Below are 24154 nucleotides of genomic sequence, written 5' to 3'. Positions count from 1 at the left end.
GTTCCTCCTCCAAATGTCTTTTATTTAATAATGGCTAAAAAGTCTTCACCATGTAACACGTCTGTTTGGTTCATATCCAAAACATCTAAATAATCATTCGTATTCGTTACCACAATCGGTGTAACTACTGGATAACCAGCTTCTTTAATGGCAGCAATATCAAAAGTAACCAGCAAATCTCCTTTTTTAACAGAATCACCTTGTTTCACTGATAATTCAAAGCCTTTACCATCTAATTCGACCGTATCCATGCCAATATGCATTAATAATTCAACGCCCTCTGTTGTCGTCAAGCCAACAGCATGTCCTGTCGGAAATAATGTGGTGATTTCACCATCTGCGGGTGCATACAGTTTGCCTTCAGTCGGCTCAATTGCAACACCTTTTCCTAAAGCACCTGAAGCAAAAACAGGGTCTTGTACTTTTTCTAGCGGTAAAATTTCACCTTGAAGTGGACTTACTAAAATAATTTTGTCTTCTTGATTCGTTTTTACAGGTGCCACCATCTCATCAGTTGCTGTTTTTTCAGTTGCTGTTTCTGGATTAGGTTGATCTTCAAAACGTAAGACAAACGTTAAGACAAACGCAATGATAAAGGCAATTCCGGCACCAATTGCACCAGTAATCATCGGTGCAGTATCTTTTGTCTCTGCAGGAATAAAGCCAGGCAAGCTCAACATACTAACCAAGCCAAACGTAAAGTTTTTCACGTGATTCATAGCCACAAATGCACCACCGATACCGCCACCAATACAAGCTGCAATAAATGGTTTTTTCAATGGTAAAGTCACACCATATACAGTTGGTTCAGTAATTCCAAAAATAGTTGTAATGCTTGAAGACAAAGCCAAACCTTTTAGTTTCACATTTTTTGTTAGGAAAAAGACAGCTAAAGCAGCCCCGCCTTGTGCAATAACGGCTGGTAATAACATCGGTACCATCGTATCGCCACCTTGTGTTAAGTTTAACATCATAATTGGTACAAAGCCCCAATGCATACCAAACATTACCAAGACTTGCCACAACGAACCCATTAATAACCCTGCGATAATTGGACTAAAAGCGTAAATTGCGTTGTATCCTTGTCCCAACCAATCGCCGATGACCGTCCCGATAGGACCAATAGCTAAGAAGGTAACAGGTGCCATAATAAGGAAAACAGCTAACGGAACGCAGATAATTTGTAGAAAACTCGGAATTACTTTTTTGAAGAAACGTTCCACATAACTTTGTGCAAAAACAGCCAAAATAATTGGTAAAACCGAAGAAGTATAGCCACTTGGCCCAATAATCACTGGAAGACCAGCAAAGCTAATTGTTTTGCCTGCTAAAGCAGTAATGCTGGGATGAACTAAGGCCATCGCCAAAGCAACCGCTAAAAAGGGATTAGTATTGAATTTTTTAGCAGCCGTAAACGCTAACATAATTGGTAAGAAAGTAAATAAGCCATCTGCAATCGAAAAGAGAACAAGATATACGCCTGAAGTGTCAGCTAACCAGCCCATAGTTACAGCTAATGTTAAGAAGCCTTTTAGAACCCCAGCGCCGGCCATTGCACCTAAAAACGGTGTAAAAATAGAAGAAATAATATCAATTAAACGGTTAAAGATATTTCCGCCACTTTCTTTTTCTCTATTATCAGAATCATTACCTAGTCCACTGTTGGCCATCAAATCCTTATACACATCACTAACGTGACTGCCAATAACCACTTGATATTGTCCTGCACTTTGAACTACCTGAATAACATCTGGGTCAGCATTCAATGCAGCTGTATCTGCTTTATTTTCATCTTTTAATTTAAAACGTAAGCGTGTAGCACAGTGAACAACACTATTAACGTTGCCTTCGCCCCCAACAGCTTTTAACACACGTGCTGCAATTTCTTGATTTTTACTCATCTCTAGATCCTCATTTCCATTAATTTTTAATATCAAAAAAACCTACATTGAAAAAGAGCCAGATCCTTCTCTTCACAGCTGCGCAGTCTGCGAAAATCGTTATCGGTTTTTTCAATCTAGGTTTTGCCTGCATTATCAGTAACAATCCGCGATTATTGGTTGTTATGCTTTTTTATCATTGACCACTCTTTGGATATGAATGGTTAAATAAATCATTTCCGCTTGATCAATTGGTCGATCATAGCTTTTTAATAAATACTCATTAATACGTTGGACCGCTTGAAACGCCTTAGGATACTTTCCTTGGACCAATGCAAAAAGAAATTCGTCCTCCTCATCATGCGCTTCTTGTTTTAAATAACGTTGCGCAAAATATTGAAGATGTGTAACAATTCGTTGATAGTTTAATGAATCTTCATCAAACACCTGTCCAAAGTAGCGACTAATAATCGTTAAAATATCACGAACCATCTTGGTTGCTTCCATGGTAACTTCCATATTGCCATTTCCTTGTTCAGCATTCACAATATGAAAAGCAATGAAGCCCGCTTCATTTTCTGAAAATTGAACCCCTAGCTTTTCAGCAATAATCGCTAATGCTTGCTTTGCGATTTCAAATTCTTTAGGATAAAATTTGCGTGTTTCGAATACAAGAGGATTCGGAATATCAATTCCTTCTTTGGCTCGAAGTAACGCATAGTGAATATGATCCGTTAAAGTTAAATAAATATTTGATGAAAGCTCAATCGCTAGCGTTGTTTCTGCTAAATCAACGATTTGTTTGACGACTTCTACTTCTTTGGTGGGGACGTCTTCAAACAGCTGCTGGAATTGCCCTGCCATAGCGGAGTCCTTTAACACGAATTCCTTTTCAACATAATCTGGATTGATCGTGTCTCCAATCTTCTTTTGAAAGGCTAAGCCGCGTCCCATATAAACAATTTCTTCGCCTTGCTCATTTCTTGAAAGCACGACATTATTATTTAAAACTTTTTCAATCCTCATGATGAATGCAACCTCACTTTTTTATAAAAAAAGCCCAGAATCCCTCCACTGATTGTGTTAATGGAAGACTCTGGTTTTGCCTGCAAAGCAGTAACAATCCTTATTTACAAAGTAATAATAGCATGCTTTTTTTTAATATGCAAGCCTTTTCAAAAAAATATTTTTATTTATTTTTTACTCTTTTGATCCATTTTAAAAAAAAGTTTACTAAAAGTAAAAAAAAGACTTGCTTTCTCTTACTTTTTATTAGTAAAATAGAGATGTTGAATTTTTAAACTATTTATTTTAAGGAGATTACACAATGTCAAAATTATTAGTTGTTAAAGCACATCCATTAACAAAAGAAGAATCACGCTCAGTTCGTGCGTTAGAAACATTTTTAGCTTCATACCGTGAAACAAATCCATCAGACGAAATCGAAATTTTAGATGTTTATGCACCAGAAACAAACATGCCGGAAATCGATGAAGAATTATTATCTGCTTGGGGTGCACTTCGCGCTGGCGCAGCATTTGAAACATTAAGCGAAAACCAACAACAAAAAGTGGCTCGTTTTAATGAATTAACTGATCAATTTTTATCTGCAGACAAAGTAGTAATTGCTAATCCAATGTGGAACTTAAACGTACCGACACGCTTAAAAGCTTGGGTAGATACAATCAACGTTGCTGGAAAAACATTCCAATATACTGCAGAAGGACCAAAACCTCTAACAAGTGGTAAAAAAGCCTTACACATCCAATCAAATGGCGGCTTCTACGAAGGAAAAGATTTTGCTTCTCAATACATTAAAGCGATTCTAAACTTTATTGGTGTTGAGCAAGTTGACGGATTATTCATCGAAGGAATCGATCATTTCCCTGATCGCGCGGAAGAACTTTTAAATACTGCCATGACCAAAGCAACTGAATACGGTAAAACATTCTAAATTTTCCGAGTGATTTACATCAAAAAGAGACAAGCAGTTCGTTCACTGCTTGTCTCTTTTGTTACGTAGATTCTTGTTGATCTGGCTTATCTTCATCATACAAACCGGAAACGATTTGGTACCATTCAAAAATGTGTGTAATTATCACCTTAGCTGCGGCATAAACAGGAATTCCTAAAATCACCCCGACAATCCCAAATAGTTTACCAGACGTTAATAAAACAACCAAAATGGTGACTGGATGAATGGATAACTGACTGCCTAGGACAAGTGGTGAAATAAACCGACCTTCGATCGTTTGCTCAATGGCAAAAACAATCAAGACTTTAATTAACAAAGCTGGCCCACTGACAATTCCTAAAAAGACTGCTGGAATCATGGCTAAAAATGACCCTAAATAAGGGATTAAATTTAAAAAGCCTGCTGCAATACCTAAAGTGACTGCATAATCTAAGCCAATGACAGAAAAACCAATCATAAACATAATTGCCACTGCGAAAGCGACAGTTAACTGTCCTCTAATATAAGAAGAGACTTGATCATTGACTTCTGCAAGAACTTTTAAGGTTGGTTTACGCATCTTCACTGGTAAAAACTTCATTAAATATGGCGCTAAGTTTTTGCCATCTTTCAGTAAATAAAATAGAATAAACGGCATCGTAATGATGGCGACAAAGATCGTAGCCACCGCCCCAAAGAAATTACCAATTCCTTGTACTGTGAACGTTGAGACGTTTTTAATGATGGTACCTAACGAACTGACAACTTTATCGCCTGCCGCTTCAAGTTGTTCTCTAAATTGCGCGAAAAGTGGATCACTTAATATTTCCTGCGATTTTTGATCAATTGTATCAATATATTGAGGAAAATGATTCACAAAGCTGACAGATTGCTCACGAATTTTAGGAACGATTACAATACCACCCCAAATGAGTAGTGCCACAATTAAAATAAATAGGCCGATAATACTCCAGACACGTGAGATTTGTTTTTTCTCTAAATAATCGACAATCGGATTTAATAAATAATATAAAATCCCCGCCATAATTACTGGTAAGCCGACAACGCCGAAAAACTGCCAGACGGGCTTAAATAAATAAGAAACTTTCGTAAAAGTTAGAATAATTAACAGCACCAATAAGACAATCAGTAAGGCTGTTACTACTTGATTATTTAAAAACCAACGCCAAAACCAAGACAGGCGTTTATCAGTCGTTTGTTTTTTATCCATTGATTCACGCTCCATTTACTAAATAATCAATTGTTGTTCCAATAGTTATCTTTGGTAACTGATGGGGCGTTAAATAAACACCATTTCGGATAACATCATCCTCATCGGTTGGTGCATCAGCAAAGATTAAAGTGCTGTGAGCGATACTTTGCAAGTTACTATTGGCAAAAGAACCCACTTTTGTAATTGTATAGTTTGTATCGCCAATTTTCAGATGATCTCCTTCTGCAAGGGTAACTTGGTCTTTTTCTGGAAATGATTGAATAACTGCATGTTGCTTCAAGGTATCGGTAGCAGTTTCACCAAAAAGAATAATCATTTTTTCTGAATCATCGATTGCATGTTTGCCTATTTCTGTTACGGTTGCTTGCATCTTCCATCCCACTCCTTCATTATCTTACTTCTATTATTATAGCATAGAATAAAATAGATATTCAGGAAAAAGAAAAGGCGATGAACAATCGTCAATTGACTTTTGTTCACCGCCTTAAAATAAGTTTTTATTTAAAGAAGTTCATAATATGAGTCCAAATTTTTTCATCAAAGACATCCATTGGATTCCCATTTCCAATCAAACCATAACCAATCATTGTTCCCACAACAAATAAGATAATGACTAACGAAATGACCACTAGAATTTTCAATAATGTTACTAAAATATAACGAAATGAACTCATACGTTTGACTCCTTTAGATTACTGTCGTTGCTTGTTTTTCTTCAATTTTTTCATCATTGACACGTTCAACGTTCGCGCCTAATTTTTGAAGTTTTTTATGGAACTCATAATAGCCACGATCTAAATATTTCAAATTAGAGACACGTGTAATGCCATTTGCACGTAACCCTACTAAAATCAATGCGGCAGCTGCCCGTAAATCAGTGGCTTCCACTGCTGCTCCTTGTAACTCGTTGCCACCATTAATAACGGCAATGTTGCCGTCAATTTTTAAGTCAGCGTTCATTCGACGCATTTCCTCTAAGTGTTGGTAACGATTTTCAAAGACTGTTTCTGTCACGATGCTTGTTCCTTCAGCAAACATTTGGATTGCTGTCATTTGCGCTTGCATGTCTGTTGGGAAACCAGGATGCGGCATTGTCTTAACATCTGTTGGTTTTAGATGTTTTGGTCCAATTACACGGATGCCATTTTCTTCTTCTTCAATGATTGCACCCATTTCAGTTAATTTAGAAATCAGCGGACGATTATGTTCAGAAATTGCTTCTTCAATTAAAACATTGCCCTCAGTCATTGCTGCAGCTACCATGAACGTACCTGCTTCAATTCGATCTTGAACGATTGAATGCTCTACGGCATGTAATTTATCGACGCCTTCGATACGCATCGTTTCTGTCCCAGCACCGATAACATTGGCACCCATTTTGTTTAAAATGTTTGCTAAGTCAACGATTTCAGGTTCACGAGCAACGTTTTCAATGATGGTTGTTCCTTTCGCACGAACAGCAGCCATCATAATGTTTTGCGTAGCGCCGACACTTGGGAAGTCTAAGTAAATAGTGTTACCGATTAGTTCATCCGCAATTGCTTCAATATAACCATTTTTTTGGATGATTTTTGCACCTAATGCTTGGAAGCCTTTTAAGTGTAAATCAATTGGTCGTTTTCCAATGGCACAGCCACCTGGCATTGCCACTTTGGCATGGCCATTACGAGCCAATAAAGGTCCCATTACAACGATAGAAGCACGCATTTTACTAACGTACTCATAGTTTGCTTCGATCCCTAAAGGTTGTGTTGCGTCTATTGTTACTTCATTCGCGTCTTCATCAAAATCAATGGCTACATTCAAATGCTTAATTACTTGATTCATTGTAAATACATCAGATAAAATTGGTACATTTTTTAAAGTAGTAACGCCTTCTTCAGCTAAAAGAGTAGCTGCTAAAATTGGTAAAACAGCGTTTTTGGCGCCTTCAATTTTTACAGTTCCTTCTAATTTTGTATTACCACCATGAACAATAATTTGTTCCATTTTGTTCCCCCCAAAAAAATGAGAATAGGTATTCCTATTCAAAATCTTTACTATTATACCATTATTCAACTAAAAATTGTACCTTTTTTTATTTTTCAATTTTTAAGGAAAATACACAATGAAAAGATTTCGACAAAGTGCAATCAATTCTAAAGCAAACGAGCTAACTGTGTATCCGATAGCGATGGCGAAAAATACCATCAACATTCTGATTTGCGGTGTAAATTGGGTTTTGAAAAATTGCTCAATACGCAATGATTGCAACGCCCAAAAACTTATGTAAATGAACATAAGATGACTAACGATTCGAACAATAGCATCTACTCCATAGTATTGCATAAGGAGCCTCCTTTTTTCTAACGTAGGAACATTTTATCACAAAATAATAAAAACCGATAATTAATCCACTTGAAATGCCAAAATTTGACACTATTTATTAAAAAATACGAAGAAATAGAGTTTAAAGCACCTGACTCAATAGCAAGCGCCTTAAACTCTACAAAAGTGACTGAATCCTTCAGCCTTTTTTACCCATGTTTCGATACGTTGATCCGGTTGATTGCACGATGCAAAGCAACAGTCGCACGACGTAGTTGATCGCGGTCATCTTTTGCTTTGGCTTCTTCAATTAAACGCTCTGCTCGTTGTTTTGCTCGTTCAGCACGAGGTACATCGATATCTCGTTCACGTTCGGCACTATCGGCAATAATAGAAACGACATTATCACGGACTTCCATGATACCACCATTTACAGCTACCCAGTCAACATGTGTATCTGAATCGGTCCGTTTGATGCGGACTTCATCAATCGCTAGCGGAACGATGATTGGCGCATGTTTTGGTAAAATACCAATTTCACCATCTGTTGTTTTCGCCACAACGATTTTTGCATGGTGGTCATAAACTAGACCATTAGGCGTTACTACATTCACAGTAAGACTATCCATTGTGTTTGCCGCCTTTCTAGTAGTTTAATTGTTTCGCTTTTTCGATGGCATCTTCAATTTTACCGACACTACGGAAGGCTTCTTCTGGCAGATTGTCATGTTTACCTTCAAGAATTTCTTTAAAGCCACGAACTGTTTCCGCAACTGGTACATAAGAACCAGGTTGACCTGTAAATTGTTCAGCAACGTTAAAGTTTTGAGATAAGAAGAATTGAACACGGCGTGCGCGACCAACAAGTACTTTTTCGTCATCTGATAATTCGTCCATCCCTAAAATAGCGATGATATCTTGTAATTCACGGTAACGTTGTAAAATATGTTGCACTTCGGTAGCCACTTCGTAGTGTTCTTCTCCAACAATTTCAGGAGCCAAGGCACTAGAAGATGAAGCTAACGGATCTACCGCTGGATAAATCCCTTGTTCGGTTAATTTACGTTCCAAGTTAGTTGTTGCATCCAAATGGGCAAACGCTGTTGCTGGCGCTGGATCGGTATAGTCATCGGCTGGAACATAGATTGCTTGAATAGAGGTAATTGATCCTTTTTTCGTTGAAGTAATCCGTTCTTGTAATTGTCCCATTTCAGTCGCTAAGGTTGGTTGGTAACCAACGGCTGACGGCATCCGACCTAAAAGGGCAGAAACTTCTGAACCGGCTTGGGTGAAACGGAAAATGTTATCAATAAATAATAGCACGTCTTGTCCTTCCACATCACGGAAATATTCAGCAATCGTTAACCCAGTTAAGGCCACACGCATCCGTGCACCTGGTGGTTCGTTCATTTGACCAAAAACCATGGCTGTTTTTTCAATAACGCCTGAATCTTTCATTTCATAGTACAGGTCGTTCCCTTCACGTGTCCGTTCACCAACACCAGTAAAGACGGAAATCCCTCCATGTTCTTGGGCAATATTATGAATTAATTCTTGAATTAAGACGGTTTTACCAACACCGGCACCACCGAAAAGTCCGACTTTACCACCTTTTAGATAAGGTGCTAATAAGTCAATAACTTTAATCCCTGTTTCTAAAATTTCATTACTGGTACTTAATTCATCAAATGCTGGCGCTTTTTTATGAATCCCACTACGTTCAGCATCTGCAGGGAATGGCGCTTCTAAGTCAATTGTGTCTCCTAAAACGTTAAACACACGACCCAATGTATCTTTACCAACAGGAACTGAAATTGATTTTCCTGTATCGATAACTTCCATTCCACGTTGTAAACCATCTGTCGATTCCATGGCGATAGAACGAATCACTCCATCACCTAGTTCTAAAGCGACTTCAAGTACTACTTTTTGTTTTGCTTCGCCATTTTTATAAACGACTAAAGCGTTGTTAATATCGGGTAAGGATTGATCTAATGAAAATTCCACGTCAACAACGGGACCGATTACTTGAACAATCTTTCCTGAACTCATAATTTCTTTCCTCCAGTCTTCATAAAGTCACACGCTTTGAACGTTTTTATAAACGTTCAAACGTAAGACTAGATTATTCTAGTGCAGCTGCACCAGCAACAATTTCTGTAATTTCTTGGGTAATCGCCCCTTGACGAGCACGGTTATAAGAAATTGTTAAATCGCTAATAATATTTTGCGCATTGTCAGTGGCTGTTTTCATGGCGGTCATCCCAGCAGCATGTTCTGCTGTTTTCGCATCAATGATCGCCCCATAAATTAAGCTTTCTGCATATTGTGGTAATAATTGATCCAAAATTGCTTCAGGTGAAGGCTCTAAAAGATATTCTTGTTCGTAAGAGGTCGCCTCTGATGGATCTAAATCAGTAATTGGCAACATTTTTTCCACACGAAACTGACTCGTTAGTGAGTTAACGTGGTGATTATAACAAACATACAATTCATCAAACACTTCGTTTTGGTACATAGTCGTTGCCGTTGTCACAATCTTACGGACTTCTTCAAACGTTGGTTGATCCGTTAAGCCTCTTAGCTCATAGGAAACATCGATTCCGCGTGCTTTAAAGAAATCCGCCCCTGTACCACCAATGGCGATTAAGGCATATTCTTTATTAGAATCGTGGTCTTCTTGAATCATACTCATGGTTTGTTTTAAGATTGAGCTATTGTAGCCACCAACTAACCCTTTGTCAGAAGTGATAACGATATAGCCTGTTTTTTTGACAGGTCGTTGTGCTAACATCACATGATAGTTCCCTTCACTAAGAGAAGATTGTTCTGTTTCACGTAATTCACTTAACTGAGCAGCTACTAAATGCGTAACGACACTACGAATTTTTGAAGAATATTCTTGAAAGCTTTTAGAGGCGCCTTCTGACTTGGTCAATTTGGCTGCAGAAACCATTTGCATCGCTTTGGTAATTTGGCTTGTCTTTTTTGTTGATGCAATGCGTTGTTTGATTTCGTTTAATGAAGCACCCAATGTCGCTCACCTCTCTTATGCGTTATCGATTTTTTCTAAAGCTTCTTTGGCTGAATCTCCGCTATTGTTTGCCGCTGCAAACATTTCAGAAAACTCTGTAATCGCTGCATCTAATGCATCAGTATCTGGTAAGTCTTTCGTAGTACGAATGGTTTCCAATAAGTCTGCATGTTTGCCATCAAAATAATCGAATAAATCTTGTTCAAAGTGTAAAATTTTATCTACGCTCACGCTATCTAAAAAGCCGTGTGTTAACGCATATAAAATTAAGACTTGTTTTTCTACAGGCAGTGGCGCATGTAGTTTTTGTTTTAAAATTTCTACCGTACGACGACCACGGTTTAATTTAGCTTGTGTTGCCGCATCTAAATCAGAGCCAAATTGTGTAAAGGCTTCTAACTCACGGTAACTAGCTAAGTCTAAACGAAGCGTTCCGGCAACTTTTTTCATTGCTTTGATTTGCGCTGATCCTCCGACACGAGAAACAGATAACCCAGCATCAACGGCTGGACGAGTGCCTGCATAGAACAAGTCGCTTTCTAAGAAAATTTGTCCATCAGTGATTGAAATAACGTTTGTTGGAATATAAGCAGAAATATCGCCTGCTTGTGTTTCAACGAATGGTAAGGCTGTCATTGAACCGCCACCTAATTCATCACTTAATTTAGCTGCACGTTCTAACAAACGTGAGTGTAAATAGAAGACATCCCCTGGATAAGCTTCACGACCTGGTGGACGGCGTAATAGTAAAGAAAGTTCACGATAAGCCACGGCTTGTTTTGATAAGTCATCAAAAATAATTAAGACATGTTTGCCGTTATACATGAATTCTTCACCCATTGCAGTTCCTGCATACGGTGCAATGTAAAGTAATGGTGCTGGTTGTGAAGCCCCTGCAGTCACAACGATTGTATAATCTAAGGCACCAAATTTACGAAGTGTTTCTACTTGGTTACGAACAGTAGATTCTTTTTGACCAATCGCTACATAAATACAAATTACATCTTGTCCTTTTTGGTTAATAATTGTATCAATTGCAATCGATGTTTTCCCTGTTTTACGGTCTCCAATAACTAATTCCCGTTGTCCACGACCAATTGGTACGAGGGCATCAATGGCTTTTAAGCCAGTTTGCATTGGTTCAGCAACAGATTGACGTTGCATAACACCGGGAGCTGTTGCTTCCACAGGACGTGTTTTGTCTGTTTTAATTTCGCCTAAACCATCTAACGGTTGACCTAATGGATTAACAACACGGCCAATCAAAGCTTCCCCAACGGGTACTTCCATGATTTTGCCTGTGCGTTGTACTTTATCTCCTTCACGAATGGTTTCAAAATCGCCAAGGATAATAATCCCTACATCATTTGTTTCTAAGTTTTGTGCCATTCCGTATGAACCGTTTGAAAACTCAACAAGTTCTCCACTCATGGCATTTTCTAAACCGTGGGCGCGGGCAATTCCGTCACCGACGTAAGTGACTGTTCCAACTTCTTCAACAGCAAGCTGTTGTTGATAGTTTTCGATTTGTTCTTTAATCAAGGCACTGATTTCTTCTGCTTTGATAGCCATTCAATTCACCTCTTTGTAGTCCTAAAGATTATTTTAATAACTTCTGCTGCATATGTTCTAATTGTTTGCGGATGCTGCCATCGATTACTTGATGGTTTGCTTCAATAACCACTCCGCCGACAATTGACGGGTCAATTAAATTGACTAAATGCGCTTGTTCATACCCTAATAATTGGGCAGCTTTTTCTTCCATTGCTTGATGTTGTTCTTTTGATAAAGGAATGGCTGTTGTCACTGAACCCAAAATTAGTCCTTGGTGCTCATCATAACGTCGTTCATATTCATCAATCATCAAGAGCAGATCGTACATGCGACGATATTCGTAAACCACTCGCAAAAAGTTTTGCATCATTTCACTAAAACCTGTTACTAGTTTTTCCATGATGCTGTCTTTTTCATAAGGCTCTAAGCGATCATCACTTAAAATATCGCCAATACCAGGTACTTGGTGATAGACTTCGCGAAGCGTCAATAATTCTTGATAAATTGCTTCAGCTTGGTTCTTTTCAACTGCCAACTCAAACAAAGCCTTGCCGTAGCGTTTACCAACTGTATATTTATCTAGTTTCATTTGCTTTACCTAAACTTTCAATATAAGAATCAATCAATGCTTCATGTGCATCTGGTGTTAATTCTTTATTTAAAATTTTGGCTGCAATTTGAAGAGAAAGATCTGCCACTTCATTTTTTACTGAAGACAATGCTTCTTCACGTTCTTGAGAAATATCTGTCCGAGCTTTTTCGCGTAAGCGAGTAACTTCCGCAGTTGTTTCTTTTAATGTTTTTTGGCGAGTCTGTTCTCCACTTTCTTTCGCGTTTTTAATAATTTCAGCTGCTTCTGATCTGGAAGAAAGTAATTGTTGTTGACGTTCTTTTTCCATTTTCGCTGCTGCTACGCGAGATTGTTCTGCAGAGTCTAAATCGTTGGCAATTTTTTCTTCACGTTGTGTCAAAATATCTACGATTGCTCCCCATGCATATTTCTTTAATAAGAGCATCAAGATTAAAAATGCACCACTGACAACAATCATCGTGCCTAGTGTGGTACTAGGAGCCGTTTCACCGACTACCAATGTAGTAAGTAGCATGAAGTCTCAACTTCCTTTCCTGCAAAAATCGATTTAGCTTCTTCAACTGCTTTATCACCAGCTATTGAAAAGGCTAAAGATAGAAGAAAGCAGTGACGGTCCCGATAATAATCAGCGTCCTGCCTCCATTTTATTGCTTATCTGAATAAAAGTAATAAAGAAACAACGACACCTAAAATTGGCACAGCTTCGATTAAAGCGACCCCGATAAACATTGTTGTTCTTAATTGACCAGACATTTCTGGTTGACGAGTCATTGACTCGATTGTTTTTGAAATAACTTGTCCGTTACCGATAGCGGCTCCGATAGCTGAACCGAAAATTGCAATTGCTGCTGCGATAAAATTTAATCCTTCCATTGTGTAAAATCCTCCTAAAAGATAATTTTTGTCCTTCGTATTTCTTGATTATTCTTCTGTTTCAATTTTGTGTGACATATAAACCATTGAAAGTGTCACAAAGATAAACGCTTGGATACATCCAATAAAGATTGAGAATGCTACCCAAATCATTTCTAGCGGAATTGCTAGTGGGATAACCCATAATCCAACGCTTGCTACGGTTCCAGCAATCAAGCCCAATAGAACTTCGCCGGCAAAAATGTTTCCGTACAAACGCAAGCCTAATGTTAATAGATTCGTGAATTCTTCCATTAATTTTACCGGTAGTAAGAAACCAACGGGTCTTAAATAACTATTAACTAGATAGCCTTTAAAACCAAAGCGTTTCATACCAAAGAAGTGTGTTAAGACAATCATCATCATCGCTAACGTTAAGGTTACGATTGGATCGGCGGTTGGACTTTTCCAAACGCTGAGATCGTCGCCCACAACGATTTTTGTAACGAGACCCAAGATGTTTGAAACAAGCACAAACATGAAAAGGGTAAACGCCATTAAATGAAAATTGCTCACTTCTTTACGAGGTAAATTGTCTGTAATGATTCCACGAATAAAATCCACTAACCATTCGATGACCGTTTGTTTGCCTTTAGGTCGTAGCTTCATATTTCTCGTACAAGCATAGACAAAGGCGAAAACAATGATACACGTCAACAGCACCATCAAAACAATGGTTCCATCAAACCAAATTGGTCCGATATTGAAGAGTAATTTCTTCTCTTCCAAATCAATTCACCTCTTTTCCAACAATCTTTCAGAAGTTTCATCCTACTCCTGAGTGATAATCCCTGGCAAAGCTATCGTACCACCACTTGTTGATAATTTACAAATAGTTTACTTTTAAAATTTCATGTGTTGAAAATTGGTTGGAAAACCTTTTCCATAAACCAATCTAATGCGGGGTGGTACTGCTTTCCGAAGCGATTAAAAAATGAATCATTTACATTCATTTACTCAACACTTACCAGATTTTACACCTAATCCGAAGAAAGGCAAGCAAATATGCGAAAAAGAATAAATTTACATTTTTAACGTCGGTTATTTTTTAATGTTCGGCTGATTTGTCGGTCAACTTCCTTACGTTTCAAGTCTTCACGCTTGTCGTACTGCTTTTTCCCTTTAGCTAAACCAATCAAAACTTTGGCATAGCCATCTTTAATATAGACCTTCAAAGGTACTAATGTGATACCTGTATTTTTGGTTTCGCCGATTAACTTATTAATTTGTTTTTTGTGTAATAATAATTTTCTGGTACGTAATGGGTCATGATTAAAAATATTGCCCTGTTCATATGGACTAATATGAACATTATACAAAAAGGCTTCTCCGTTTCGAATTCGTGCAAAACCATCTTTTAAATTGATACGACCATTACGAATAGATTTGATTTCTGTTCCTTGTAAAACAAGCCCAGCTTCAACCGTATCGATAATTGAATAATCATGTCTAGCTTTGCGGTTTTGTGCGATTAATTTTCCTTCCCCTTTTGGCATAAGCGACCTCCTCTACTTCTTCTTTTTCCCTTTTTTATTTTTTTGTTTCATTGCTTCTTTATAAAAAGGTTGTTTTTTGCCTTTGCCTTTTTTCTTATTTTTCTTTTTCTTACCATCAAATGATTCATCTTTTTTATTTCTTCGTTGATTATTTGAACGAGTTGAAGAATTGGCTTTACCTTTTTTACGTCCTTTTGGTCCTTCGACTGGCGCGACTTCCTCAGCTGAAATCAATTCAAAATCAACTTCTCTTGTTTCTGGATCAGCTTTTTCAACACGGATTTGAACTTTCTGACCAATTTTCAAAGTCATTCCCGTCCGTTCACCAACTAACGCCATATGATTTTCAATAAAGTGGAAATAATCTTGTTTTAAGTTGTTCACGTGAATTAAGCCTTCTATTGTATTAGGCAGTTCCACAAAGATACCAAATTTTGTGACTGAGCTGATGATCCCGTCATACGTTTCTCCCACTTTATCTACCATAAATTCGGCTTTCTTCATGGCGTCCACTTCACGCTCTGCATCAACTGCGCGACGTTCCATACTTGAACTATGATTGGCAATTTCTGGTAATGCTTCGTTCCATTTTTCTTGATTTTTTTCAGATTGATCTTGGCTATAGCTGCGAATCAAACGATGCACAATTAAATCTGGATAACGACGTATTGGTGAAGTGAAATGCGTATAATATTCAGCAGCCAACCCATAGTGTCCGTAGTTGTCTTCTGAGTATTTCGCTTGTTGCATACTTCTTAGCAACATCGTATTGATAACCACTTCTTCCGGCTTATTTTCAACTTGCTCTAAAACTTTTTGTAAATCTTTCGGTGAAATGTTTTCTTTTGTTCCTTTAACAAGAATGCCAAGTACTGCAGCAAAGTCAAAGAAACGTTGCATTTTTTCTTCTTTTGGTTGTTCATGAATCCGATAAATAAATGGCAGTTTTAAGTCATGATAATGACGCGCCACAGTTTCATTCGCTGCCAACATAAAGGATTCAATTAATCGTTCACCCACACCACGCGTGCGTAAAAGAATATCTTTGGGATGACCATTTTCATCAACTAGGACTTTGGCTTCACGATCTTCAAAAGAAATCGCACCACGGCGCATACGCATCTCTTCTAATATATGGTGCAGCTCACCCATCTCTTTAAACATGGGAACTAGTTCTTTGTAGCGTTCTAACGTTTCAGGTTTTTGCTCTTCTAAAATTTCATTGACTGCTGTATAGGTCATTCGCTCCGTTGTTTGGATTACACTTTGGAAAATTTCATGCGAAATAACTTCTCCTTCTGGTGTAATTTCCATCTCACAACTCATGGTTAAACGTGGAACATGTGGGTTTAGCGAACAAATCCCATTTGATAATCGCTGCGGAATCATTGGCACAACTCGGTCTGTCAAATAGACACTTGTACCACGTTCATACGCTTCCATATCCAATTGGCTTCCTTCAGTTACATAATAAGAAACATCTGCAATATGCACCCCTAAAAAGAAATTGCCATTTGCTAACTTTTGTACCGTTACTGCATCATCTAAATCTTTCGCATCTTCTCCATCAATCGTCACAATCAACTGATCACGTAAATCCCGACGACCGACTAAATCGCTTTCTGCAATAGTTTCTGGTACTTGGTCCGCTTCAGCCAAAACTTCATCAGGAAATGCTGTGGGAATTCCATGAGCCACCACGATTGATAAAATATCCATTCCTGGATCATTTTTATGACCAATCACTTGTTTGACTAGTCCTTCCATACTCGTTGGATATTCTTGATCTGGATAATAGGTAATTTCAGCAATGACAATGCTACCATCTACTGGCTTAATCCCTTCAGGTGCAATTGATACAGTATACTGATTCAATTTCTTATCTTTGGGTATCATGTAGCCATACAGTCCCATTTCTGCCATTTCTTCTTCACTATATGCCACAAATTCTCCGACAACTTGGCTCACTGCTCGCTCTTTAATTTCTTTGACTTTACCTTCTGCGCCGCGATCTGAAAAAGGATCCGCATGTTGGATCACGTTAATTAAAACCGTATCTCCATCCATTGCAAAGTTCGTTGCCTCTTTCGGAATGTAAACATCTGGTTCTTCAGGATCGATGGTTACAAAACCAAAGCCTCGTTCATTTGCACGAAACGTTCCTTCTATTAATAAGTCTTTCATTGGTAACAGGACTTTGCCTTTTTTGTTGAAACTAACTGACTTTTCTCGTTCCATTTGTGCAATGGTTTGCACTAAAATTTTAAAATCTGAACTTTTTTCTAAATTCAAGCCTTGTGCAATTTCTTCCATTGAAAAGCTTTTCTTTTTTTGGCTTTCCATGAAATGTAAAATTTGCTCTTTAATTGTTTGTTTTGTCATTATTTCTCCTCATTCCAAGGTAGTGTTGCTAAAAATTGCACCACATCTTGCTCTAATTGTTTATGTTCTCCACTCACCGTAATGACATGTCCGCTGTTTGGGTACCATTGTAAGGTCACACGTGCTTGTGTTAGTGCTTGGGCCGTTTGATAGACGCCCATTGGCTCAATCATTTCATCTTTGCCAGCTTGCGCTAAGAAAAGAGGTGCGTGGATTTTGTTTAGTTTGTCAGCCGTCTGACTAGCAATCGTTTCAATCGCTCCTAATTGTTGTTTGACTCGTTGCTCAATCGATTGCAACCGGCTTTGTTGTTCCTCTGCAGGAACTTCTGCGATTTTCATCACGTTTTCTGCGTATAATACAAAATTTTCTGGGACTTTATTTTCGACAGGGTAGATCGGTGAACAGAAAAATCCACCACCAATTAATCCTGTTAATTGTTCCGTTAATGCATGCATACTGAAAATCCCGCCCATTGATAAACCAAAAATGGCAATTTCTTGGTAGCCTCTTTCTCTCAAAAAAGCGACTGCTTCTTGTGTATCTTGCCACCATTGCTCCGTTGTTTGATCTAAAATATCTTCAGGAACTAGCGTGCCATGTCCTGAAAAATTAGGCGAATAGACAGTATAATTTTCTTTTTCTAAACGTCTGCTTAACATCCGTACATCATTACTGCTGCCAGAATAAGCGTGTAATAAAAGGACCGCCCGTTTTCCTTTTTCTGAAAATAACGGCTTCGGTAAATTGATTTTTTTTGCCACTTCGCTCACCTCAGCTTCATTCTATCATATTCTCAAAAGAAAACCTTCCGAAATGATAAGTTTCAAAGACTTTTTCAGAAAGAAAAAGAACAGAAAAATAAGTGTCCGCACTCATCTCTCTGTTCTAAACTTGTCATTTTAAAAGATTACGTACTTATTTTGAAGATAAGAACGCCAAAACAAATAATAAAATCATCCAAATTGCGCCAAGAACTGCTGTTGAGCGTTGCATAACAGCTTCAAAACCGCGCGCTTTTTGCTTCCCAAATAATTTATCTGCACCGCCAGTGAAGGCACTTGCTGCACTGTTTTGTTTGCTTGGTTGCATCATAACAGTAATGACGATTAAAACAGATAAAATGATGACCAACGTTAAGATTAGATTATACATGCGTTAATTCTCCTTTTTATACAAATATGCGAAATTCATCTACTTTAATGTAGCATATTTTATCTGTAAACACCAGTGAAATTTAATGTCTTTCCCTATTTGTCTCTAATAGCAACAGCCGCAAGTAGGAATCAGATTTCTACTTGCGGCTGTTGCTAGTTTCTTCTTTATTTTCTCAATACGTCTCCGTATTCAGGTTTAGTATCAAATTCTTTTTTGGCAAATGGACATAGCGGAATAATTTTTTTATGCTCTTTTCTCGCTTTTTCAACACCGGCTAAAACAAGTTTTTCAGCTAATTTTTGTCCACGATAAGTTGGATCAACAAACGTATGGTCAATAATCATCATGCTTTCGCCAGCATCTGACCAAGTCATTTCACCAATTTCTTGGTTTTCATCGTTATATAGAGCAAAACGATTGTTTTCTTCTTTAATTTGCATATTCGTTCCCTGCTTTCCGAATATATTTTAGAGCACCACTTGGACATGAATCTACCACAATCATGTCATTTTCAACACTTCCGTTATTTGGAATAATCCATGGTTTCCGACCAACTTCAAAGACTTCTGGATTTCCACGAACACAATTACCAATATGTTCACAAATATCTTTATTATAAAAGATATCAATTCCTTCACCAGTATATTTACGGTAGCCTTCTTTTAATAGTTGTTCTTCCGTGACTGGTTGCCCATCTATTTGGTTTCCTTTCATTGCACAATCTCTCCCCTGTAACTTATTAATATTAAAAACGTACCTTTATTTTACCACTAAGCTGGACATTCAGGCAATTAATTGTTCCACCTTACTTGCCAATTCGACGAGCACGCAAAGCAGATAAGATTGACACAGTGTCCACGACTTCTTGTAGCATAGCCCCGATTAGCGCCGGAATGATCCCGGTACTAGCAATTAGCATTAGTAAAACGCAGATAAAAATTCCGATTAATACAGATTGTTTGGCAATTTTCATGGTATCTTGGGCAATTTCGACCGCTTGGCTGACTTTACTTAAGTCATCTTTTAAAATAACAACGTCAGCAGTTTCACTAGCCGCAGTAGCTCCATGAGCGCCCATAGCAATACCTACGTCTGCAGCGGCAAGCGAAGGTGCATCATTTACACCATCTCCTACCATGATGACTGGATGATTTTCTTTAGGCAATTCTTTTAGAATAGTTAATTTATCTTGTGGTAAACATTCCCCATGTACTTCGGTAATTCCTACTTCTGCAGCAATCGTTTCTGCGACGGATTCTTGATCCCCCGTCAGCATTAAAATTCGTTGAAGATGTAATTGGTGTAATTTTTCCATAGTCTCTTTTGCTTCTGGGCGTACAGTGTCTGTAAAAGTAATTCGGCCTAAATATGTGCCATTACGTGAAATATGAATAGTCGTTTTATCAATTTTTTCAGTTGCTTGAGACTCTTGTGTCACAAAATTCTTTTTACCTACCCGTATCTCAGCACCATCCACAAATGCCTTCACGCCAGCACCAGAAACTTCCGCTAGATCTGTAATATTTTTTAATGGGACATCTTGCTTTCTGGCATAAGCAACAATTGATCTAGCTAAAATATGACTTGATTCTTGTTCCACGCTTGCTGCCAATCCCACTAATTCAGCAGCAGTTATTCCAGCATTGATTGGTTGGACTTGATCAACAGAAAGTTGTCCTTGCGTAATCGTGCCTGTTTTATCAAACGCAATCGTTTTTGCAGAAGCTAATTTTTCGACCATCGTTCCCGATTTAATAACGACCCCATGACGACTTGAACGACCCATCCCTGCCACTAAAGCAATTGGGGCAGATAGAATTAAAGGACACGGCGAAGCAACCACTAAGACTTCCGCAAAGCGTGTCGGACTTTTTGAGACAAACCAAGCAACACCTGCAATTAGGTAGGCAATTAGTGTAAAAGGTACCGCATAGCGGTCTGCTAAACGTACAAAATGAGCTGGTCGTGCCGCAGATTCTTTCACTAAGTTCACAATTGTTTGATATTGACTGTCGGCTACAGTTTTTTCAGCAACCATTTTCAAAGAGCCATCACCATTCACGGAACCCGACATTAATTCATCCCCAGGATTTTTTTCAATTGGTTTTGATTCTCCTGTTAATGAAGATTCATCGACTGTTGATGTCCCGGTTTTTACCAAGCCATCAACTGGAACTAGTTCCCCTGGTTTTACTACTAATTCATCGCCAACATTGATTTCCTCAACAGAAACATCTTCTAAATTTTCGCCATTCAAGCGATGAGCTTTTTGTGGCGAGTTATCCAATAATGACTTCAGCTCTTGGTTAGCTTTTCCAGCGGCATAGTCTTCTAATGAATCACCACCAGTCAACATAATTAAAATCATCAAACTGGCCCAGTATTCTCCCACAGCTAAGGTTGCAACGATAGCGGTAATCGCTAAAATATCGACACCATATTTTCCTTCACGTAAGGTTTGAATCATTTCCCAGAACATCATTAACGCCATTACAGAACCTGTTATTAAAATAATGCCATACGCCCAATTCGGCTGATGTAAAATAAATTCAAATAATAATGCCAAAACTCCTGTTATAATTGTAATCCCCAATTTTGTTACATGCTTCATCTCTTTTTCTCTCCCATCATTCACTTTACATTATTGAGCGTACCTTTTCTGTTTTGAAAAAGAAAGTGAAAACGCCTAAATGAAAACGACTTTCATTATCATAGGATAGTTGCTGTAGCAACGTTTACTTTCTGAAAAGTAGTTATGTAAAAAAAACACAGACCATCGTTCATTCGCCGATGGTCTGTGTTTTTATTTCCAAAAATCATCAAAAATTGTAATGGGTAAATGCCGTTTGTGTTGTCCTTTTTTATACCAGTTTTCAATTGTTTGTTGATCTGTTTCCGAGACTTTTTTGCCTTCCAAATAGTCATCAATGGCATCATACGTGACACCTAAGGCAACTTCATCTGCAACTAACGGTTTGTCATCTTCTAGATCAGCTGTTGGTATTTTTAGATACAAGGCTTCTGGTGCCCCAAGTTCTTTCAGCAAAGCTTTTCCTTGGCGCTTATTTAAACGAAATAACGGTAAAATATCCGCTCCGCCATCGCCATATTTGGTGAAGAAAGCTGTCACATTTTCGGCTGCGTGGTCTGTGCCAATTACTGCGCCAGCATTTTCGCCAGCTACTGCATATTGTGTAATCATACGTTGACGTGCTTTCATGTTCCCTTTATTAAAATCGCTAATTTGAACACCAGCGTTTTCTAGCGAACCAACCATTGCATCCACTGCTGGTTTAATATCCACTCGTAAAGAAACATCTGGCTGGATAAAGGCTAGCGCGGCTTGTGCATCAGCTTCATCTGCTTGCTCACCGTATGGAAGGCGAATCGCAATAAATTGATACGACATATCTCCTGTTTCTTCGCGCATTTCAGTCATCGCTAATTGTGCTAAGCGACCAGCTAATGTTGAATCTTGTCCGCCACTAATTCCCAAGACAAAGGTTTTTAAAAAAGGATGTTTAGTTAAATAAGCTTTCAGAAAATCAATACTTTTACGAACTTCTTCTTTTGGATCAATTGTCGGTAAAACACCTAACTCTTGAATGATTTTTTCTTGAAGTGTTGTCATTTCTAGGCCTCCTTATTCACCGTTTCCGTTAAATGTTTAACGTCTTTACGCACTTTTCCCAATAAATTCATTTTGTGGTTCCAACAATCTGTTGAAAGGTCCACTGGATATTTCTGCGGATTCAAGTCCCGCTTGTATTCTTCCCAAAGTGAATCTAAATTTTCTTTTGCATATTGTTTAATTTCATCTAAAGTTGGTAATTCGTACACACGTTTTCCTTCAACGAAAATATCCTGGAGTACTGGCCGTGCTTCAAAATCACGGACATACTTATTAATAAAGGTATGAACGGGATGGAACATATAAATTTCTTCTTCTTGGCGAGGATCTTCATTCCAAAGTGTCACATAGTCCCCTTCTGACTTTTTATCAGATTTACGTGTAATGCGCCAGACTTGTTTTTTTCCTGGTGTTGTCACTTTTTCAGCATTGCTAGATAGTTTAATGGTATCTTTCATTTGACCATCTTCACCTTCAATTGAAACTAATTTAAACACCGCTCCTAAAGCCGGTTGATCATAGGCGGTAATCAGCTTGGTACCCACGCCCCATACATCAATTTTTGATTTTTGCATTTTTAGATTCAAAATCGTATTTTCATCTAAATCATTCGATGCATAAATTTTTGCTTCAGTAAAGCCAGCTTCGTCCAGTTGTTCACGAACTCGTTTAGAAATATAAGCCATATCGCCACTATCAATCCGCACACCTAGGAAATTAATTTTATCCCCCATTTCTCGAGCTACTCGAATTGCGCTTGGCACTCCCGCTTTCAAAGTATCATACGTATCAACAAGGAAAACGCAATCCCGATGTGTTTTGGCATACGCCATGAATGCTTCATAATCATTTCCATACGACTGAACCAATGAATGGGCATGGGTCCCACTAACCGGAATACCAAAAATTTTACCAGCACGAACATTACTTGTCGCGTCCGCCCCACCAATATAGGCGGCTCTTGTGCCCCAAATGGCAGCATCTAATTCTTGTGCCCGGCGTGTTCCAAATTCCAATAAAGGATCATCGCCTATCACGGATTTAATTCGAGCCGCTTTTGTCGCAATTAATGTTTGGAAATTCACCATATTTAGCAAGGCAGTTTCTACCAATTGACATTGTGCCAAAGGACCTTCAATTTGAATTAACGGTTCGTTATTAAAAACCAAATCCCCTTCTAAAGCAGAGCGTACAGTACATTTAAATTCAAAATTTGCTAAATACGTCAAGAAATCTTCTGGATATTCTTCAACTTCTCGGAGATATGCAATATCAGATTCTGTGAACGTTAAATTTTCGAGATAATTGACTAAACGTTCTAAACCTGCAAAAATTGCGTAGCCATGATTAAAGGGCATCTCTCTAAAGTAACATTCAAAAACAGCATGTAAATCTGCTCTCCCTAATTCCCAGTATGTTTGCATCATATTGATTTGATACATATCTGTATGCAATGTCAAACTATCATCTGCATATGTATAGTCCATCGTTTTCTACCTCTATTCTTTGTATTAAAAACTTGTTTATATTATAACAAAAAAATTTTTTTTAGCCTAAAATCTGCTTAGACCTCTTTTTCTTTAAAAATGAAAAATTTACTGAAGAAATAATTTAAAATCACTACTACAACTTGTGTAATCATTTTCGCCCAAAACGATGAAAAATGAATGCCATCAATTAGGAGAATCATTAAACCCATATCAGCCACAAAAGATAAAATTCGGTACCAATAAAATAAGCCCATTTCTTTAAAAAAACCAGCTATGCTTTCATGCTTACTTGCGAATACCCAATATTTATTCGTGAAAAAGGCAAATAGAACAGATAAAAACCAACTAATTGTGTTACTTATCTTGTAATCCAACCCTAACACATTTTGACAAACAAAAAACACAACTAAGTTGACGACAGTCGTTGCACCACCAAAAAATAAATAAGCCAGTACTTCTCGGTATTTACGAAATAATTCTTTCAATTTTCACGCATCCTTTCAACTAATCATTTTATCAAACTTCGGCAA

26 protein-coding genes are annotated in these 24154 nt (G+C 38.0%); 1 reads left to right on the top strand and 25 read right to left on the bottom strand.

Annotation, left to right across the window (positions count from 1 at the left end):
• Nucleotides 1–20: 20 nt before the first annotated feature.
• Both IGI97_RS04160 and licT read right to left on the bottom strand, forming a co-directional pair.
• Nucleotides 21–1901, bottom strand: a complete 1881-nt coding sequence (locus IGI97_RS04160; protein ID WP_438738039.1) for a beta-glucoside-specific PTS transporter subunit IIABC — start codon at nt 1899–1901, stop codon at nt 21–23.
• Nucleotides 1902–2063: 162 nt separating this feature from the next.
• Nucleotides 2064–2906: a BglG family transcription antiterminator LicT gene (licT, locus tag IGI97_RS04155; RefSeq protein ID WP_002359608.1), complete on the bottom strand. Its 843-nt coding sequence runs from the start codon at nt 2904–2906 to the stop codon at nt 2064–2066.
• A 301-nt stretch (nt 2907–3207) separates the two neighbouring features.
• On the opposite strand from licT, the gene IGI97_RS04150 reads away from it, so the two are divergent.
• A complete protein-coding gene (locus IGI97_RS04150) occupies nt 3208–3834 on the top strand; it encodes an FMN-dependent NADH-azoreductase (protein WP_002356569.1) in 627 nt (208 codons plus the stop codon).
• 61 nt (nt 3835–3895) lie between these two features.
• Here the strand turns inward: IGI97_RS04150 and IGI97_RS04145 are convergent, their stop codons facing one another.
• The 23 genes from IGI97_RS04145 to IGI97_RS04035 all read right to left on the bottom strand — a co-directional run bounded on the left by IGI97_RS04145 (nt 3896) and on the right by IGI97_RS04035 (nt 24109).
• Nucleotides 3896–5065 (bottom strand): AI-2E family transporter, encoded by a 1170-nt coding sequence (locus IGI97_RS04145; RefSeq protein ID WP_379896894.1) that lies wholly within the window; start codon nt 5063–5065, stop codon nt 3896–3898.
• Nucleotides 5066–5069: 4 nt separating this feature from the next.
• Nucleotides 5070–5438: a PTS glucitol/sorbitol transporter subunit IIA gene (locus tag IGI97_RS04140; RefSeq protein ID WP_002356567.1), complete on the bottom strand. Its 369-nt coding sequence runs from the start codon at nt 5436–5438 to the stop codon at nt 5070–5072.
• A gap of 127 nt (nt 5439–5565) precedes the next feature.
• On the bottom strand, nt 5566–5742 hold the full coding sequence (locus IGI97_RS04135; protein ID WP_002356564.1) for a DNA-directed RNA polymerase subunit beta: 177 nt from the start codon (nt 5740–5742) through the stop codon (nt 5566–5568).
• A 13-nt stretch (nt 5743–5755) separates the two neighbouring features.
• Complete coding sequence (murA, locus tag IGI97_RS04130; RefSeq protein ID WP_002356562.1) at nt 5756–7057, bottom strand: UDP-N-acetylglucosamine 1-carboxyvinyltransferase; 1302 nt, start codon at nt 7055–7057, stop codon at nt 5756–5758.
• A 102-nt stretch (nt 7058–7159) separates the two neighbouring features.
• Complete coding sequence (locus IGI97_RS04125; protein WP_002356560.1) at nt 7160–7396, bottom strand: DUF1146 family protein; 237 nt, start codon at nt 7394–7396, stop codon at nt 7160–7162.
• Between the two features lie 188 nt (nt 7397–7584).
• Nucleotides 7585–8004 carry a F0F1 ATP synthase subunit epsilon gene (locus IGI97_RS04120; RefSeq protein ID WP_002356559.1) on the bottom strand — a complete coding sequence of 140 codons (420 nt, stop codon included), beginning with the start codon at nt 8002–8004 and terminating at the stop codon, nt 7585–7587.
• Between the two features lie 16 nt (nt 8005–8020).
• A complete protein-coding gene (gene atpD, locus IGI97_RS04115; protein WP_002356558.1) occupies nt 8021–9427 on the bottom strand; it encodes a F0F1 ATP synthase subunit beta in 1407 nt (468 codons plus the stop codon).
• Nucleotides 9428–9500: 73 nt separating this feature from the next.
• Nucleotides 9501–10409, bottom strand: coding sequence for a F0F1 ATP synthase subunit gamma (locus IGI97_RS04110; protein ID WP_002359606.1), 909 nt, complete (start codon nt 10407–10409; stop codon nt 9501–9503).
• A 15-nt stretch (nt 10410–10424) separates the two neighbouring features.
• Nucleotides 10425–11981 (bottom strand): F0F1 ATP synthase subunit alpha, encoded by a 1557-nt coding sequence (atpA, locus tag IGI97_RS04105; RefSeq protein ID WP_002356555.1) that lies wholly within the window; start codon nt 11979–11981, stop codon nt 10425–10427.
• 28 nt (nt 11982–12009) lie between these two features.
• The gene (gene atpH / locus IGI97_RS04100) at nt 12010–12552 is read right to left on the bottom strand and encodes an ATP synthase F1 subunit delta (protein WP_002356554.1); all 543 of its coding nucleotides are present in this window, start codon (nt 12550–12552) and stop codon (nt 12010–12012) included.
• Nucleotides 12539–13069, bottom strand: coding sequence for a F0F1 ATP synthase subunit B (gene atpF, locus IGI97_RS04095; protein WP_002365031.1), 531 nt, complete (start codon nt 13067–13069; stop codon nt 12539–12541). Before atpF ends, atpH begins: the two co-directional genes overlap by 14 nt.
• A 137-nt stretch (nt 13070–13206) precedes the next feature.
• Nucleotides 13207–13428: an ATP synthase F0 subunit C gene (atpE, locus tag IGI97_RS04090; RefSeq protein ID WP_002356552.1), complete on the bottom strand. Its 222-nt coding sequence runs from the start codon at nt 13426–13428 to the stop codon at nt 13207–13209.
• 48 nt (nt 13429–13476) lie between these two features.
• Nucleotides 13477–14196: a F0F1 ATP synthase subunit A gene (gene atpB / locus IGI97_RS04085; RefSeq protein WP_002356551.1), complete on the bottom strand. Its 720-nt coding sequence runs from the start codon at nt 14194–14196 to the stop codon at nt 13477–13479.
• A gap of 302 nt (nt 14197–14498) precedes the next feature.
• The gene (smpB, locus tag IGI97_RS04080; protein ID WP_002356550.1) at nt 14499–14963 is read right to left on the bottom strand and encodes an SsrA-binding protein SmpB; all 465 of its coding nucleotides are present in this window, start codon (nt 14961–14963) and stop codon (nt 14499–14501) included.
• A gap of 12 nt (nt 14964–14975) precedes the next feature.
• Complete coding sequence (rnr, locus tag IGI97_RS04075) at nt 14976–17345, bottom strand: ribonuclease R (protein WP_438738037.1); 2370 nt, start codon at nt 17343–17345, stop codon at nt 14976–14978.
• On the bottom strand, nt 17345–18118 hold the full coding sequence (locus IGI97_RS04070; protein ID WP_002384145.1) for an alpha/beta hydrolase: 774 nt from the start codon (nt 18116–18118) through the stop codon (nt 17345–17347). Before IGI97_RS04070 ends, rnr begins: the two co-directional genes overlap by 1 nt.
• Before the next feature lie 145 nt (nt 18119–18263).
• Entirely contained in the window at nt 18264–18500 is a 237-nt protein-coding gene (gene secG, locus IGI97_RS04065) for a preprotein translocase subunit SecG (protein ID WP_002356546.1), read from the bottom strand.
• 167 nt (nt 18501–18667) lie between these two features.
• Nucleotides 18668–18943 (bottom strand): GNAT family N-acetyltransferase, encoded by a 276-nt coding sequence (locus IGI97_RS04060; protein ID WP_002356545.1) that lies wholly within the window; start codon nt 18941–18943, stop codon nt 18668–18670.
• On the bottom strand, nt 18933–19217 hold the full coding sequence (locus IGI97_RS04055; RefSeq protein ID WP_033594446.1) for a (4Fe-4S)-binding protein: 285 nt from the start codon (nt 19215–19217) through the stop codon (nt 18933–18935). Before IGI97_RS04055 ends, IGI97_RS04060 begins: the two co-directional genes overlap by 11 nt.
• Nucleotides 19218–19308: 91 nt before the next feature.
• Nucleotides 19309–21138, bottom strand: coding sequence for a heavy metal translocating P-type ATPase (locus tag IGI97_RS04050; RefSeq protein ID WP_025190103.1), 1830 nt, complete (start codon nt 21136–21138; stop codon nt 19309–19311).
• A 168-nt stretch (nt 21139–21306) separates the two neighbouring features.
• Complete coding sequence (gene nadE, locus IGI97_RS04045; RefSeq protein WP_002356540.1) at nt 21307–22134, bottom strand: ammonia-dependent NAD(+) synthetase; 828 nt, start codon at nt 22132–22134, stop codon at nt 21307–21309.
• Between the two features lie 2 nt (nt 22135–22136).
• Entirely contained in the window at nt 22137–23621 is a 1485-nt protein-coding gene (locus IGI97_RS04040) for a nicotinate phosphoribosyltransferase (RefSeq protein WP_379896893.1), read from the bottom strand.
• Between the two features lie 77 nt (nt 23622–23698).
• Entirely contained in the window at nt 23699–24109 is a 411-nt protein-coding gene (locus IGI97_RS04035; RefSeq protein WP_002356537.1) for a GtrA family protein, read from the bottom strand.
• Nucleotides 24110–24154: the final 45 nt, after the last annotated feature.

The sequence above is a fragment of the Enterococcus sp. DIV2419 genome (genome assembly GCF_051711865.1).
Lineage (GTDB): Bacteria > Bacillota > Bacilli > Lactobacillales > Enterococcaceae > Enterococcus > Enterococcus faecalis.
Note: the sequence above shows the minus strand (reverse complement) of the source record. Positions and strands in the feature narration are given on the sequence as shown.